Annotated in this window: 14 protein-coding genes; 7 read left to right on the top strand and 7 right to left on the bottom strand. The window is 71.3% G+C overall.

Going from position 1 to position 14,939, the window contains the following annotated elements:
- The first annotated feature begins 588 nt into the window (after positions 1-588).
- From DFJ66_RS35800 to DFJ66_RS35790, 3 genes are read left to right on the top strand one after another with little or no spacing between them, the layout of a single operon-like run.
- Complete coding sequence (locus DFJ66_RS35800) at positions 589-1,515, top strand: ABC transporter ATP-binding protein (RefSeq protein ID WP_121228045.1); 927 nt, start codon at positions 589-591, stop codon at positions 1,513-1,515.
- Entirely contained in the window at positions 1,512-2,303 is a 792-nt protein-coding gene (locus tag DFJ66_RS35795) for an ABC transporter permease (protein ID WP_121228043.1), read from the top strand. The genes DFJ66_RS35800 and DFJ66_RS35795 overlap by 4 nt, the downstream gene beginning before the upstream one ends.
- Positions 2,304-2,347: 44 nt before the next feature.
- The gene (locus DFJ66_RS35790) at positions 2,348-3,304 is read left to right on the top strand and encodes a COX15/CtaA family protein (RefSeq protein ID WP_246030040.1); all 957 of its coding nucleotides are present in this window, start codon (positions 2,348-2,350) and stop codon (positions 3,302-3,304) included.
- Here DFJ66_RS35790 and DFJ66_RS35785 read toward each other — a convergent pair.
- The 4 genes from DFJ66_RS35785 to DFJ66_RS35770 form a co-directional block, all read right to left on the bottom strand.
- Positions 3,241-3,705, bottom strand: a complete 465-nt coding sequence (locus DFJ66_RS35785; protein WP_121232231.1) for a GbsR/MarR family transcriptional regulator — start codon at positions 3,703-3,705, stop codon at positions 3,241-3,243. The two genes, DFJ66_RS35790 and DFJ66_RS35785, sit on opposite strands and share 64 nt — an antisense overlap.
- A gap of 64 nt (positions 3,706-3,769) precedes the next feature.
- Positions 3,770-4,288 carry a DUF742 domain-containing protein gene (locus tag DFJ66_RS35780; protein ID WP_121232229.1) on the bottom strand — a complete coding sequence of 173 codons (519 nt, stop codon included), beginning with the start codon at positions 4,286-4,288 and terminating at the stop codon, positions 3,770-3,772.
- A gap of 7 nt (positions 4,289-4,295) precedes the next feature.
- Positions 4,296-4,739 (bottom strand): roadblock/LC7 domain-containing protein, encoded by a 444-nt coding sequence (locus DFJ66_RS35775; RefSeq protein ID WP_121228038.1) that lies wholly within the window; start codon positions 4,737-4,739, stop codon positions 4,296-4,298.
- Entirely contained in the window at positions 4,736-7,261 is a 2,526-nt protein-coding gene (locus DFJ66_RS35770; protein ID WP_246030039.1) for a sensor histidine kinase, read from the bottom strand. Before DFJ66_RS35770 ends, DFJ66_RS35775 begins: the two co-directional genes overlap by 4 nt.
- 347 nt (positions 7,262-7,608) lie before the next feature.
- Between DFJ66_RS35770 and DFJ66_RS35765 the strand changes: the two genes are divergently transcribed.
- Positions 7,609-8,019: a DUF485 domain-containing protein gene (locus DFJ66_RS35765; protein WP_121228034.1), complete on the top strand. Its 411-nt coding sequence runs from the start codon at positions 7,609-7,611 to the stop codon at positions 8,017-8,019.
- A complete protein-coding gene (locus tag DFJ66_RS35760) occupies positions 8,016-9,593 on the top strand; it encodes a solute symporter family protein (protein WP_121228032.1) in 1,578 nt (525 codons plus the stop codon). Before DFJ66_RS35765 ends, DFJ66_RS35760 begins: the two co-directional genes overlap by 4 nt.
- 643 nt (positions 9,594-10,236) lie before the next feature.
- Here DFJ66_RS35760 and DFJ66_RS35755 read toward each other — a convergent pair.
- Entirely contained in the window at positions 10,237-11,088 is an 852-nt protein-coding gene (locus tag DFJ66_RS35755) for an ATP-grasp domain-containing protein (protein ID WP_121228030.1), read from the bottom strand.
- A gap of 31 nt (positions 11,089-11,119) precedes the next feature.
- Positions 11,120-11,416: a hypothetical protein gene (locus DFJ66_RS35750; protein WP_121228028.1), complete on the bottom strand. Its 297-nt coding sequence runs from the start codon at positions 11,414-11,416 to the stop codon at positions 11,120-11,122.
- Positions 11,417-11,453: 37 nt separating this feature from the next.
- Here DFJ66_RS35750 and DFJ66_RS35745 point away from each other — a divergent pair, with 37 nt between their 5' ends.
- Positions 11,454-13,076 (top strand): DUF885 domain-containing protein, encoded by a 1,623-nt coding sequence (locus DFJ66_RS35745; RefSeq protein WP_246030038.1) that lies wholly within the window; start codon positions 11,454-11,456, stop codon positions 13,074-13,076.
- Between the two features lie 71 nt (positions 13,077-13,147).
- Entirely contained in the window at positions 13,148-14,119 is a 972-nt protein-coding gene (locus tag DFJ66_RS35740; RefSeq protein WP_121228024.1) for a quinone oxidoreductase family protein, read from the top strand.
- A 58-nt stretch (positions 14,120-14,177) separates the two neighbouring features.
- Here DFJ66_RS35740 and DFJ66_RS35735 read toward each other — a convergent pair whose 3' ends face one another.
- Positions 14,178-14,762 (bottom strand): FKBP-type peptidyl-prolyl cis-trans isomerase, encoded by a 585-nt coding sequence (locus DFJ66_RS35735; RefSeq protein ID WP_121228022.1) that lies wholly within the window; start codon positions 14,760-14,762, stop codon positions 14,178-14,180.
- Positions 14,763-14,939 lie beyond the last annotated feature (177 nt).

The raw sequence follows: 14,939 nt of genomic DNA, 5'->3' as shown, positions 1-14,939 counted from the left end.
GGCGAACGCGATCGGGAAGTATCCGGAACACCCCCGAGCCAACCCTGATGCCACCCGGACCCCCAGGGTGGGGCCACCCCCACCACCCGAGGGGGACCCACCCACCACCCCCAACCCCCACCAGCACAAACACCCCCCAACCACCCCCACCCCACCACCAATTTCTCAGCTCGCACCACCCCCGCACCCACCAACGAAGACCCGCCGGTCCCACCCGCCGGCCGCAAGCCCACGCACCCCACACCCCACCGACCGCGCGCTTTTCCGTGTGGTGGTCTCAACCACAGGTGGAGGGCCTCGGTTCCCCCGCCGTATGGCCTGCCCGAAGGGCTACCACAGATTTCCCGGGGTGCAGCCGAAAGTTTTTGCGAGGAACGAGCAAAAAGTTTTAGCGGCACCCCGGGAAATCTGTGGTTGGCTCCGCCAGGCCATACGGCGGGGGAACCGACGCCCTTCACCCCCCGCTGGCGGCCTGCCCGCCGGCGAGGCGCTTTTGATCTTGAAAGCGCCTCGGCGCGCTCGAGCTAGAGAGCGCACAGCGCACCCCTGCACCGAGGTGAGGCGAGGCACGCCTTAGGCTTTGCCGTCGTGAGCCCGCACCCCCAGCCCCCCGCCGTGGAAGTGTCGGGGCTGGTCAAGCGCTACGGCTCCACCGTCGCGGTGAACGGACTCGACCTCACCCTCCCCCGCGGTGACGTGCTTGCCCTGCTCGGCCCCAACGGCGCCGGCAAGACGACCACCGTCGAGGTGTGCGAAGGGTTCCGCCAGGCAGACGGCGGTACGGTCCGCGTCCTGGGCCTCGACCCCCGCTCCCCCGCCCTCCGCCCGCGCATCGGCGTGATGCCCCAGGGTGGCGGCGGTTACCCGGGCGTCCGCGCCGAGGAGATGCTGCGCCTGGTCGCCGCCTGCGCCGCCAACCCCCTCGACCCCGCGTGGCTGCTGGACGTGCTCGGCCTCAACAACGTCGGCCGCACCCCCTACAAGCGCCTGTCCGGCGGCCAGCAGCAACGACTTTCCCTCGCCTGCGCGCTCGTGGGCCGCCCCGAGCTGGTGTTCCTCGACGAACCCACCGCCGGCATGGACCCGCAGGCCCGCCGCCTGGTGTGGGAACTCGTCACGGCCCTCAAGGCGGACGGCGTGAGCGTCCTGCTCACCACCCACCTCATGGACGAGGCCGAAGCGCTCGCCGACCACGTCGTGATCGTGGACCGGGGCCAGGTCGTGGCGGCCGGCACGCCCCAGGAGCTCACGGCCCTGGAAGACCAGCAACTGCGCTTCCGCGCCCGCCCCGGCCTGGACCTCACCCTCCTCATCGGCGCACTGCCCGAGGGCATGAAGGTCCGCGAAGCCAGCCGTGGCGGATACCTCGTGCAGGGCCGGATCGACCCACAAGTCGTCTCCACCGTCACGTCTTGGTGCGCTCAGCAAGGCGTGCTCGCCGAGGAACTGACCGTGGCCAAGCGCAGCCTGGAGGACGTGTTCCTCGACCTGACCGGACGGGAGCTGCGCTCATGACGTTCGCACCAGGCACCTTCACCCCGGGCACCTTCACGCCCGACCCCGGCCGCGGCTCCCTCCCCCGCATGCTCTGGGCACAGGCCCGCACCGAGGCCGTCCTCACCCTGCGCAACGGCGAACAGATCCTCCTCACCGTGCTCATCCCGGTCACGCTGCTGATCGCGATGAGCGTGATGTCGGTCATCCCGGTGCCCGAGCCCCGCGTCGGATCCTCCGTCGCGCGCGTGTTCGCACTCGCCGTCATCTCCTCGGCCTTCACCGGCCAAGCCATCGCGCTGGGCTTCGACCGCCGCTACGGCGTCCTCAAACGCCTGGCCGCGACCGCGCTACCCCGGTGGCTCCTGGTCGGCGGCCGGATCGCGGCCGGACTCGCCGTGGTGGCGATCCAGGTGGTGATCCTGGGTGTCGTCGCCGCCCTCCTGGGCTGGGACCTGCCCTCCCCCACCGGCTGGCTGTGGACGATCGTCCTGCTGGTCCTCGGGGCACTGGCCTTCGGCGCGCTGGGAGTACTGCTGGGTGGGGCGCTCCGGGCGGAGATCGTGCTGGCGCTGGCCAACATCGTGTGGTTCCTGCTGCTCCTCGTCGGCGGCGTGGCCCTGGGCGTGGACAACCTGCCGACCTGGCTGGCGACCGTCGTGGACCTGCTCCCCTCCGCTGCCCTGGCCGAGGGCCTGCACACCGCAGTCGTCGAGGGCGGAGCGCCAGGTCTCAAGCAGGTGCTGGTTCTGGCGGCATGGGGTGTGACCGCCGCCGCAGTCGCGACCCGCACGACCAAGCTCTCCTGACCCGGGCGCGACTTCTCAGCCAGTGGTACCTACCATCGGTAACCGTGCCTGACTGGGTCGTCGCCTTCCTGCTGAAGTTCCAACGCGCTTTCGCCGTCGCCGTGGTGATGGCGCAAGCCGGGATCGCGGTGACCGGGTCCATCGTGCGCGTCACCGGCTCCGGGCTCGGCTGCCCGACCTGGCCGCAGTGCGTCGCGGGCAGCCTGACCCCGGTCGAACACCCCGAGGTCGCCCCGCTGCACCAGTGGGTCGAGTTCGGCAACCGGACCCTCACCGGGCTCGTCGGCGTCATCGCCGCCCTCTGCGTGCTGGCTGCCTGGTACGCCAAGCCGCGCCGCAAGCGGGTGCTCAAGCTCGCGCTCGTCCAGCTCGTCGGCGTGGGCGTGCAGGCCGTGGTCGGCGGGATCACCGTGCTGACCGGCCTGCTGTGGTGGACCGTCAGCGTCCACTTCCTGATCTCGATGGTCCTGACCTGGCTGGCCGTCCTCCTCTACGCCGCCATCGGCGAGGGTGACGAGCCCGCCCGCCCGCTGGCCGGCAGGAACCTCCTGCGGCTCCAGGTCGTGCAGGCCGGCGTCCTCGGGCTGCTGCTGCTCGCGGGCACGTTCGTCACCGCCGCCGGGCCGCACGCCGGGGACGCCGCCACCCCGCGCCTGGACGTGCCGGTGGAAACCCTGTCCCAACTGCACGCCGACCTGCTGTTCCTGTTCCTCGGCATGCTGGTCGCGATGGGCTTCGCGCTCGGCAGCACCGCCCGCCGCGCCTACTACACCCTGGTCGCCACCGTCATCGCGCAGGGCGCGCTGGGCATGGTCCAGTACTGGACGGGCGTGCCCGAGGTGCTGGTCTCCATCCACGTCCTGGGCGCGGGTGCCGTCGTGATCGCCACCGCCAACCTCTGGGTGCACACCCGCGAACGAGCCCGAAGCGACCAGGCTCAGCGGGACGACGAGGGCCTGCGCTCCCAGACCGCCGGCAACTCCGTCGCCAGCCACGTGTAGAGGTCGTCCACCGCGCGCAGCCGCATCGCCCGCTCCGGGTCGCCGCTCATCAGCCGCATCCCGGCCTCGGTCAGCTCCCGCACGCTGGTCAGTGCGTCCAACTTCCGCGCGACCAGGTCACCCCACCGCTTCTCGTTGATCCGGTACTGCGCGGCCTGCCTGCCCCGCCGCGTGCGCTTGGTCACCAGGCCTTCGCCGACCAGGAACTTCAGGTTCGTGGAGATCGACCCGCTGGACGCCTCCAGCTCCTGGGACAGCTCGGCCGCCGTCCGCTCGGTCGGCTGGCACACCAGCAGGTACCCGAGGATGCGCCCGCCGATCAGCGGGATGCCCTCCCGCTCGAAGTGCGCCGCGAACCGCTCGATCCACGCCGACAGCCGAGTCTCACGCCCCACGCTCACCAGCAACCCCCTACCGCCCCAGCCGCCCCGCCACTTCGGCGAACACTGAAGCCATAGTAGGCAGTCAGAGGCGGCGGAGGCCCGCCAACACGCGCTCCATGAGCCCCAGATCGGGCTGTTCGCCGTCGGAGGACACCGTCCGGTGCACGTCGATCAGCCCGCGCTCGGCCATGTCGCCCAGCAGCACCTTCGCCACGCCCAGCGGCAGCCGCAGCAGCGCCGCGACCTCCGCCACCGACCGCGGCCGGGCCACCAGCGAGATGACCTCCTGGTACTCGGCCTTCAACGCGCCCGGGTAGTCCCAGTCCACCGTGGAGACCAGGGTCTCGATCTCCAGGTGCACCGACGACGTGGTGCGCCCGCCGGTCCACGAGTAGGCGCGGACGATCGACGCGGCCTCCTCGCCGCGCGGCAGGTCGAAGTCGAGGTCGTCGGAGAACACCGGGTGGGGGCGCGTGGGCACCTCCGCCGGTTCGGGCTCGGGCCGGGGCTCCGGCTTGCGCCGCCGGCCCGAGTCCAGGCTGAAGCCGTTGAGCAGGTCGGCGAACGTCTGCTCGGCGGACGACTCGGGCTCCTGGCTCATGACCACCTCACGCCGACGGGCGGGCCATCATCCGTTTCACGCCCTGGATCTCGGCGCGCAGCTCGGGGGTGAGCAGCTGCCCGACCTGGTCCACGACGACGGTCATCTCGTAGGCGACCTGGCCGACGTCGGCGTCCGGCGCGGCCAGCACCGCCAGGCACGAGCCGTCCCGGATGGACATCAGCAGCATGATCCCGTACTGCATCTCGATCACCGAGCGCAGCACCGGGCCGCCGTCGAAGCAGCGCGCCGCCGACTCGGTCAGGCTCGCCACGCCCGCCGCGATCGCCGAGAGCTGCTCGGCGCGGTCGTCGGGCAGGCCGTTGGACGCGGTGAGCAGCAGGCCGTCCACGGAGATCACCACGGCGTGGGCGACACCGGGCACGCGATCGGCGAAGTTGCTCACCAACCAGCCGAACTGGTCGATCTGCCGTGACCTCTGCCCGCTCATGTGCTCTCCCGCCCCGTTCGGTTCTCACCGGAGTCCCGCTGTACACCTTGCCGGATACCGGTCTGGTAGCTGGCCAGAAATCCGCGTGTCGCGTTCGGATCCCGCCGGACGGGTGCACCGGGCTCTGGTGCGTCCGGCCGATCGGCCACCAGGTTCGTGCGCGGACGCCGCTTGGGCAGCGCCGTCGAGTTCTCGGCCGCGGGCACCTCGGCCTGCACCGGGACGTCCGCGCGCTGCCGCGCCGGTTCGGCGGGACCCGAGGGGACGGGCTTGCCGGTGAACCAGGTGGACGGGTTGCGCGGCGGTGCTGCCGGTGAGGGGGTGCGCGAGGGCAGCGGGGTGCCGTTGGGCGGTGTGGGGGTGCGCGCCGGCAGCGGAGTGCCGTTGGGCGGTGTGGGGGTGCGGGCAGGGAGCGGTCCCGGAGTCCTTGTGGGAAGCGGAGTTCCGTTCGGCGGCGTGGGTGTGCGCGTCGGAAGCGGGGTTCCGTTCGGTGGGGTGGGAGTCCGAACCGGGGTCACCGGGCGGGCCGACGTCACCGCGATGTGGCCCGCGAACGTCTGCTCCGACGCGGACACCCGGCGCGGCTCCGGCGCGCTCGCCGCACGCACGAGCTCCGGCGGCAGCGCGACCACCGCGCGCAACCCCTCGCCCTGCTCCCTCAGCATCACCTGCATGCCGTGCCGACCGGCCAGCCGGCCCACCACGTACAACCCGAGCTGGCGCGACACCGGCAGTTCGCCCGCCTCGTCCGCCGCCGCCCGCGCGATCTTGCGGTTGGCCTCTTCCAAGTCCTCCTCGGACATGCCGACACCCACGTCGAGCACGTCCACGAACACACCGCCACCGGCTCGCGCCCGGCCACCGACCACGACCTGCGTGCGGGGCGGGGAGAACGTGGTCGCGTTGTCCATCAGCTCGGCCACCAGCCGCACCAGGTCACCCGCCGCGTAGCCGACGACCTCGACCTGCGGCGTGGCCTGCACGACGACCCGCTGGTACTGCTCGATCTCCGACGCGGCGGCGCGCAGCACGTCGCCCAGCGGGACCGGGCGGGTGAAGCGGCGGGCCATGTCGATGCCGGAGAGCACCATCAGGTTCTCGTTGTTGCGGCGCATCCGGGTGGCGAGGTTGTCCAGCTTGAACAGGTTCGCCAGCTGCTCGGGGTTCTCCTCCTGCCGCTCCAGCTCCTCCATGAGCTTGAGCTGCCGCTCCACCAGGCCCTGGCTGCGGCGGGACAGGTTGACGAACGCGCTGCGCATCGCGGTGCGCAGGTCGGCCTGCTCGGCGGCGGAGGCGACGGCCTGGCGGTGCACCGCGTCGAACGCGCGCGCCACCTGGCCCAACTCCTCGCGGGTGTGCACGGGCACCGGCTCGACCGACACGTCCGGCGCCGCGTCCTCCTTCAGCTGCGCCACCAGCGTGGGCAGCCGGTGCTCGGCGACGTCGAGCGCGGCCACCCGCAGGGCGCGCAGCGAGCGCAGCAGGTAGTTGCCGACGACCAGGCCGACGCCGGCGGCGGCGAACAGCGAGGCGAGCAGGATCACCGCCGCGAAGCCGGCGCGGTCGCTGGTCTCGTCCTGCAACCGCTCGGCGTCGTCGGAGAGCTGCTTCTCCAAGCCGCGCAACACGATGCCGATCTGGCGCTGGGCCCCGGCGGAGCCGTCGTTCCAGGCGTCCACGGCGACCCGGTCGGCGATCGACTCGGGTTCCCGGCGGACCTGCTGCAGCAGGCTGTTGCGGGCGTCCACGTCCTGGCCCGCGACGGTGGCGCGGTACTCGGCCTGCTGCTCCGGCGTGGCGACGGCGTTGAAGTCGGCGAGCTTGTCCTGCTGGCGGGTCCAGGACTGCTCCAGCGCGGTCTTCTCGCTGTCCAGCAACGATCCCCGGCTGATGCCGGCCAGCACGGTGGCGTGCTGCCAGGACATCTGCTCGGCCGCCATCGCGAGGTTGTGCAGCGAGGTGGCGGTGCCGGCCAGGGTGGACTCGCCGAAGTCGCCGACCATCGCCTGGTCGAAGTCCAGCAGGGCGCGCACGACGACGCTGTAGCCGCCGATACCGCCCGCGAGGTCCACGCCGCCGCTGATCACGCGGTCGCGCAGCTGCGGCAGGCCGTCGAGCTGGACGGTGACGTCCCGGAACCGCGCGCCCGCGACCTCGCCGAGCCGGGCGCGTTCCACCAGGTTCTTCACGCCCGCGGCGGCGGTGTCCGTGGTGCGCACGACGTCCCGGAACTTGGTGAGGGAGACGCCCTTGAAGTCCTCGCGATCGGCGGAAGCCGCGCGTTCCGCCTGCACGCTGGTGATCAGCACGTCGAGGCCCGCGCGCAGCGTGACCAGCCGCTGCATGCCCGCGTACTGGTCGGCGGCCTTGACGTAGCCGCGGATCTGCACCAGCCCCGCGCCGACGGCGACCAGCACCGGCACCGCGAGGACGGCGGCGAGCTTGACCGGCAGCCGCCAATTCCGCCAGTCGGCGACGGCGTTCCACCACTGCCGTCGCGTGCCGTTTTCGCCTGTCACCACACAAGTCCCGGGGGTAAATGAGTAACCGATCGACTACGCATTTCGTCACCGGCACGAGCGGCAGGCGGCGGATGCTGTTGCGGGATAGTAGGTGGTGGATCAGGCCAGGACAACGACCTCAGTGCAGGTCATCCGCCGTTCGGCGCACGGCCGGCGGCGAACGCGTCCCGCGACCCAATCGAGACGTCACCCCCGCCGAGGTCGTGAGCTGCGCTAACGGTCCGCGGGACGCCCGGGAGCGGCCGGAACGGCGGTTGACTGGGCGCGCGGCGGAGTTACGCTTCTCGCTCGCCGAGCCGCACGAGCCCCTCCCCGCGGTCGATCGGGCGAAATCCGGTGGAGGTTTGATGACGAAGGCGATCCTGCCTCCGAGCGAATCGAGGCGCGCGCGAGGTTTCGCGACGTTCGACGAAGATCCAGGGACGCGGCTGCTGGTCGACGCAGCGGGCAATCCGGACTTCGTGGCGCTCCGCGAGAGCGAGGATTTCCGCGAACTTCGACGGCGCGTGACGCGGTTTGTACTCCCCGCTACTTTGGGCTTCCTCGCGTGGTACCTCGGTTACGTGGCGCTGTCGGCGTACGCGCCGGACTTCATGGGCACCGTGGTCTACGGCGTGATCAACGTCGGCATCCTGTTCGGGGTGCTCCAGTTCGTCAGCACCATCGCGCTCACCCTGGCCTACGCCCGCTACGCGCGGCGCAAGCTCGACCCGCAGGTCGACGCGGTCCGGGCGCTGACCGGGGAGGGCACGGCGTGACCGGCGGCAACACGGCGATCAACGTCAGCGTCTTCACCGTCTTCGTGCTGATCACGCTCTGGGTCGTGTACCGGGCGGGCAGCCGCAACACCACCGCGTCGGACTACTACGCCGCCGGCAGCAGCTTCACCGGGCCGCAGAACGGGATCGCGCTGTCGGGCGACTTCCTGTCCGCGGCGTCGTTCCTGGGCATCTCGGGCAGCATCGCGGTCAACGGCTACGACGGGTTCCTGTACTCCATCGGCTGGGTCGTGTCCTGGCTGATGGGCTTGATGATCATCGCGGAGCGGCTGCGCAACACCGGCCGGTTCACCCTCGGCGACGTCCTGGCGTTCCGGATGCGGCAGCGCCCCGTGCGGGCGGCGGCGGCGAACGTGACGCTGGTGATCTCGCTGTTCTACATGATCGCGCAGATGGCGGGCGCGGGCGCGCTGATGGCGCTGCTGCTGGACGTGCACACCAAGGCGGGGCAGGCGGTCGTCATCGCGGTCGTGGGCATCGTCATGGTGCTGTACGTGCTGGTCGGCGGCATGAAGGGCACCACGTGGGTGCAGATCATCAAGGCCGTGCTGCTGATCCTGTGCGTGACGCTGATGACGGTGTTCCTGCTGGGCAAGTTCGGGTTCAGCCTGTCGTCGATCATGGAGACGGCGTCCCGCCACAGCCCCCTCGGCCCGCAGGTGCTGGAGCCCGGTGCCCGCTACGGCGGAACACCGTTGGCGCGCTTGGACTTCATCTCACTGGCACTGGCCCTGGTCCTGGGCACCGCGTCCCTTCCGCACGTGCTGATGCGCTTCTACACCGTGCCCAACGCGCGCGAGGCGCGGCGGTCGGTGGTGTGGGCGACGTGGATGATGTCGATCTTCTACCTGTGCACCCTGGTGATCGGCTTCGGCTCGCTGGCCCTGGTCGGCGCGGACACGATCAAGAAGGCCCCGGGCGGCGAGAACTCGGCCGCGCCACTGCTGGCCTTCGAGATCGGCGGCGCGGTCCTGCTGGGCATCGTGTCGGCGGTGGCGTTCGCCACGATCCTGGCCGTGGTGGCGGGCCTGACACTGACGGCGTCGGCGTCCTTCGCACACGACGTGTACGCCAACGTGATCAAGCGCGGCCACGCCGAGCCACGCCAGGAAGTCCGGGTGGCGCGGTTGACGGCGGTGGTGGTCGGCGTCCTGGCCATCGTCGGCGGCATCGCGGCCAACGGGCAGAACGTGGCGTTCCTGGTGGCGCTGGCGTTCGCACTGGCGGCATCGGCGAACCTGTCGACGATCATCTACTCGATGTTCTGGAAGCGCTTCAACACCAACGGAACGCTGTGGGCGATCTACGGCGGTTTGGTGTCGTGCATCGTGCTGATCGCGTTCTCGCCGGCGGTGTCGGGGACGAAGACGTCGATCTTCCCCGAGGTGGACTTCGCGTTCTTCCCGTTGGGCAACCCGGGCCTGGTGTCGATCCCGTTCTCGTTCCTGTGCGGGTTCCTGGGCACGGTCCTCAGCCGGGAGAAGGCGGACCCGACGAAGCAGGCGGAGATGGAGGTCCGCGCGTTGACCGGCATCGGATCGGGCCTGCGGTAACGCGGGCCGATCCCCGCAAGTCGCGCGGTTCTTCGGCGAAGCCGGCGAGCGGGCGGTCCACCGTAGGGACACAACTCAACTTGGGCTTCTTGCTTTTGTCATCTCCGTATGGCCTGCCCGAAGGGCTACCACAGATTTCCCCGGGTGCAGCCGAAAGTTTTTGCGAGGAACGAGCAAAAAGTTTTAGCGGCACCCGGGGAAATCTGTGGTAGGCTCCGCCAGGCCATACGGAGATGACAAAAGCAAGAAGCCCCCGCCGTTGCAGTTGAGTCATCTTTGGTGGCCTGCCCGCCGGCGAGGCGCTTTTCGCTTTTAAGAGCTTTGAACTGGACGCTTCGCTCTCAAGCCGAACGCGCTGCGCGCTCTCAAGATCACAAGCGGCGCTCGCCGCGCGGCAGGCCGCCAGCGGGGGTGAAGGGCGTCGGTTCCCCCGCCGTATGGCCTGGCGGAGCCAACCACAGATTTCCCGGGGTGCCGCTAAAACTTTTTGCTCGTTCCTCGCAAAAACTTTCGGCTGCACCCCGGGAAATCTGTGGTAGCCCTTCGGGCAGGCCATACGGCGGGGGAACCGAGGCCCTCCACCTGTGGTGCGACCACAGCGCGCTGCGCGCGCCGAAAAGCGAAAAGCGCGCGCTGCACGGGGCTAGAGGCGGCTCAGCGTCGAGCGGACGGCCGAAGCGAAACGGAGCGGGGCTGCGGGGTCGGTTTGGCGGAAGCCCAGAGAAGGCTCGACTAGTTCCAGCTCCAGCAGCAACGGCTCGCCTTCGGCGCCCGCCACCAGGTCCACTCGGGCGTACAGGAAGTCGGTTCGGTGCAGGCCCAGGTGACGTGCTGCCGCGTCCAAGGCGTCCTCGGCCAGCCGCCGCTGCGGACCGGTCGGGTGGGCGCCGGACAGGCGTTCCACGATGTACAGGCCCGACTCGTCGTACTCGGCGTCCTTCGTCAGCATCGCGCCCTTGGTGAAGGCGTGTGAGTACTGGCCGCCGAAGAACACCAGGGCTGTCTCGCCGACCGCGTCCACCGCCGTCTGGTACGGCTGGACCAAGGCCGGGCCGCCGAGGGACGCCAGGTGGGCCGCTGCGGTCGAGAAGTCGCCTGGGTCCACTCGGAGAGCGCCGCGGGAGCCGGCGCCGATGGTGGGCTTGATCACGAACTCGCCGGTGGGCCAGTCGGTGAAGCCCGGCTCGGCCAGCACCGTGGGGACCACGGGTACGCCCGAGCGCGCCAAGTCGAGCATGTAGGTCTTGTCGGTGTTCCACGGCACCACGGCCGCCGGGTTCGCCAGCGCCGGCACCGACGCGCACCACGCCAGGAACTCGTCGCGCCGCTCGGGGTAGTCCCACGTCGAGCGCAGGACCACCAGGTCGGCGGTCTCGCCCGAGCCCCACACCGACCACGACGCGTCCACGCCGATGTCGGCCAGCGCCGCGACCAAGGCGTCGTCGTCGCCGTCGCCGGTGGGTAGGGAAGCGCAGCTGGCCAGGAGAACCTTCACCGGATCAGCTTAGACACCGCTAAAACCGCGGTCAGATCGACCAGGGGGACGCCATCTTGCGGCGGTGGGCCGGGCCGATCTTGGTGGCCGCGGTGGTTTCGCGGTCCCAGTCGTGCTGGTCCAGGTCGGTCACCGCGGAGACCAGGGCCTCCGCCGCGGCCACGGTCGGGAGTACCACGTCGCCCATGGCGCCGTCGTCGCCTACCAGGACCACGCGTGCTCCGGCACGGCCGATGTTCTGCACCACCGCGCGGGCGGGCTTGCCGTGCTCCGCGACGAATCGCGTCGCCGTCTTCACCGCCGCGCCGACCTTCTTGTCCTCAGCCACCCGACAAGACTAGAACCTGCGGGTAACTTCCGTGCACGTGACCGAAACCACCACCATCCCCGACCTGGTCGGCGAGTTCCTCACCTGGCACTTCGACCGCAACCCCGGCACGGCCGCGATGCTGGGCTCGCCGGCGCACGACCGGACCCTCGGCGACTTCAGCGCCGCCGCCCTGGCCGAGCAGGAACGCGAGGCCGGCGTCTGGCTCGAGCGGTTCGCCGACGTGCGCACCGACGACCTGGAGGAGTCGGTCGACCGCGACCTGATCGTGTCCGTCCTGCGGGGCGTGCGCGCGAAGGCGGCGTGGCCGGTGTGGCGGCGCGACCCGTCCACCTACACCTCGGCCGTGCTGTACCCGCTGTTCACCGCCTTCCTGCACCGGCTGCGGCCCGAGCCCGAGTTGGTGGACAGCGTGATCGCCCGGCTGGCCGAGGTGCCCGCGGTGCTCGCGCACGCCGAGCGCAACCTCGACCCGGAGCTGGCCGCGCCCAAGATCGTCGAACGGGCCGCCGCCCAGGCCGGGACCGGTCGCGCGTTCCTCACCGGCACCCTGCCCGCCGAGGTGGCCGACCCGGACCTGCGGGCCAGGCTCGCCGAGGCCGCCGAGCCGGCCGCGGCCGCGTTCGACCGGTTCGCCGCGTTCCTCGCCGAGTTCAAGCACCAGGCCCGCGGCGACTGGCGCATGGGCGAGGCCCTGTACTCGCAGCTGCTGCAGGAGCAGGAGGTCCTGGGCTACGGCGCGGGCGAGCTGCACGAGCGCGGCAAGGCCGCCTACACCGAGCTGGAACTGCAGATGAAGCGCCTGGCGGGCACCGACGACTGGCACTCGGTGATGGTGGCCCTCCAGGACGACCACCCGCCCACGCCCGAGGCGATGCGCGCGGAGTACGAGGCCGAGACGCTGCGGGCGCGGGCGTTCCTGGTCGAGCGCGGCCTGGTGACGCTGGCCGACGGCGAGGAATGCCGGGTGGTGCCGTCGCCGACGTTCCAGCGGCCGGTGCTGTCGGTGGCCTCCTACATGTCCCCCGCGCCGCTGACCAACGGCCGCGTCGGGCACTTCTTCGTGCCGTGGCCGCCGGACGGCTTCACCGCCGAGCAGACCGAGCAGCGGCTGCGCACCAACTCGCGCGCCCAGCTGGCCACGATCGCCGTGCACGAGGCCTACCCCGGCCACCACTGGCACCTGTCGTGGCTGGCCGCCCAGGACCGGCCGGTGCGCAAGGTGTTCCGCACGCCGTACTTCTCCGAGGGCTGGGCGCTGTACGCGGAGAAGCTGCTGCGCGAGCACGGCTACTTCTCCGCCGAGCAGGTCGGCGACGAGCGCAAGGCCCGCGCGCAGGAGTTGGCGCACGTCGAGGCGCGGCTGTTCCGCGCGGCGCGGATGATCGTGGACACCGCGCTGCACTGCGGTGACATGACCGTCGAGCAGGCGGAGGAGTTCATGACCACCAAGGCGTCGCTCACGCCGGGCACGGCGCAGGGCGAGGTCACCCGGTACTGCGCGTGGCCGACCCAGGCGCCCTCCTACCTGACCGGGGCGCTGGAGATCGACAAGATCCGCGACGAGTTCACCGGGACGCAGCGGGAGTTCCACGACCGGCTCGCCGGGTCGGGCGCGCTGCCGCTGGGGCTGGCCCGCCGGGTCGCTCTCGGACGGTGAGACGCGGAACAGGCGGGGGCCCGCGGGAGTTGGCCGAAGGGAGAAGCTTCTAGTGACGGAGGACGGCTGACATGCCCAAGGCAGTGGTGGTGCGCGCGACCGGCGGACCCGAGGCGCTGGAGTTCGGCGAGGTCGAGGCGCGCACACCGGGCTCGGGGGAGCTGCTGGTGGACGTCGCCGCGGCCGGCGTCAACTACATCGACACCTACCAGCGCGAGGGCCGCTACCCGCTGCCCCTGCCCTTCGGCATCGGGCTGGAGGGCGCGGGCCGGGTCGCGGCGGTCGGGCCGGACGTGACCGGGTTCGCCGTGGGCGACCGGGTCGCGTGGGCGCACGCCCAGGGCAGCTACGCGGAGCAGGCGGTCGTGCCGGCGGCGGCGGTCGTGCCGGTGCCCGACGGCGTGGACGACGACACGGCCGCGGCGCTGCTGTTGCAGGGCATGACCGCGCACTACCTGGTGGCCTCGACGTACCCGGTGCAGGAGGGCGACACGGTCCTGGTGCACGCCGCCGCGGGCGGGGTGGGTCTGCTGCTGGTGCAGCTGGCCAAGGCGCGCGGGGGCCGGGTGATCGCCACGGTGTCCACGGAGGCCAAGGAGGCGCTGGCGCGGGAGGCGGGCGCGGACGAGGTGATCCGGTACGACCAGGTCGACTTCGCGCCCGTCGTCCGGGAGCTGACCGGTGGCAAGGGCGTGGCGGCGGTGTACGACGGCGTCGGCGCGTCGACCTTCGACGGCAGCCTGGCGAGCCTCAAGCCGCGCGGTTACCTGGTGCTGTTCGGCGCGTCCAGCGGTCCGGTGCCGCCGCTGGACCCGCAGCGCCTCAACCAGGCCGGGTCGGTGTACCTGACCCGTCCGTCGTTGGGCGCCTACACCGCGACCCGCGAGGAGCTGGAGTGGCGGGCGCGGGAGCTGTTCGCGGCCGTGGAGGCGGGCGACCTGAAGATCCGCATCGGCGGCCGGTACGCGCTGGCCGACGCCCGCAAGGCCCACGAGGACCTCGAAGGCCGCCGCACCACGGGCAAGCTGCTGCTGGTGCCGTGAGCACCGCGCTTCGCGTGCCCAACGCGCGGTTGGGCACGCGAAGCGGCGTGCGCGTCGGTCAGCCCTGCACCTTGACGGCGTCCACGACGAAGATCAGCGTCTCGCCCGGCTGGATCGAGCCGTTGCCCTGCGGGTAGCCCTTCTCCGGCGGCACCACCAGCAGGCGGCGTCCGCCTTCCTTCAGGCCGATCAGGCCCTCGTTCCAGCCCTGGATCACGCGGCCCTGGCCGATGTTCTTCACCTCGAAGGGCCGGCCCGCGTCCCAGGAGGCCTCGCGGGTCAGGCGGTCGCGGAAGGTCGCCAGGACGTAGTGCAGCTCGGCGGTGGAGCCCAGCTTGATCTCCGCGCCGGTGCCCTCGGTGAGGTCCCGGACCAGCAGGCCGTCCTGCGGCTTGCAGCCGGCCGGCACGGTGATCGCGGGCTTCGCGCCGGGCTCGCCGGTCACCTGGTACTGGGCCGGCTCGCACGGCGGGCCGGTGGGCGTGGGCAGGGCCTCGGCCTGCGCCTCGCTGGTCGGGGTGGCGGTCGCCGACGGGGTGGTGGTCTGGGTGGACGGCCGGTCGCTCGCGGTGCACGCGGTCAGCGCCAGACCGGCGGACAACAGGGGCACGAGAGCCAGGGCCGTACGGCCGACAGTACGCATGGTGGCAAAACTTATCGGGCGGGGCCGGCGGCCGTGCCGCCAGGCCCACCAGCAGGCCCAACGCCGGTCACGGTGCGCTGCTCTTGATCTTAGAACGAAACCGCAAATGTGCCACTAATTACCGCTATCGCAGTTCGGGACCCGAGCGTACAGTAACTCCGCGCACTTGATCGGATA

This window comes from Saccharothrix variisporea, from assembly GCF_003634995.1.
GTDB lineage: Bacteria > Actinomycetota > Actinomycetes > Mycobacteriales > Pseudonocardiaceae > Actinosynnema > Actinosynnema variisporeum.
Note: the sequence above shows the minus strand (reverse complement) of the source record. Positions and strands in the feature narration are given on the sequence as shown.

Coding starts and splice junctions, on each gene's coding strand:
- DFJ66_RS35795 (WP_121228043.1), top strand. CDS start 1,512: ATGACGTTCGCACCAGGCACCTTCACCCCGGGCACCTTCACGCCCGAC.
- DFJ66_RS35765 (WP_121228034.1), top strand. CDS start 7,609: ATGACGAAGGCGATCCTGCCTCCGAGCGAATCGAGGCGCGCGCGAGGT.
- DFJ66_RS35735 (WP_121228022.1), bottom strand. CDS start 14,762: ATGCGTACTGTCGGCCGTACGGCCCTGGCTCTCGTGCCCCTGTTGTCC.
- DFJ66_RS35740 (WP_121228024.1), top strand. CDS start 13,148: ATGCCCAAGGCAGTGGTGGTGCGCGCGACCGGCGGACCCGAGGCGCTG.
- DFJ66_RS35775 (WP_121228038.1), bottom strand. CDS start 4,739: ATGAGCGGGCAGAGGTCACGGCAGATCGACCAGTTCGGCTGGTTGGTG.
- DFJ66_RS35780 (WP_121232229.1), bottom strand. CDS start 4,288: ATGAGCCAGGAGCCCGAGTCGTCCGCCGAGCAGACGTTCGCCGACCTG.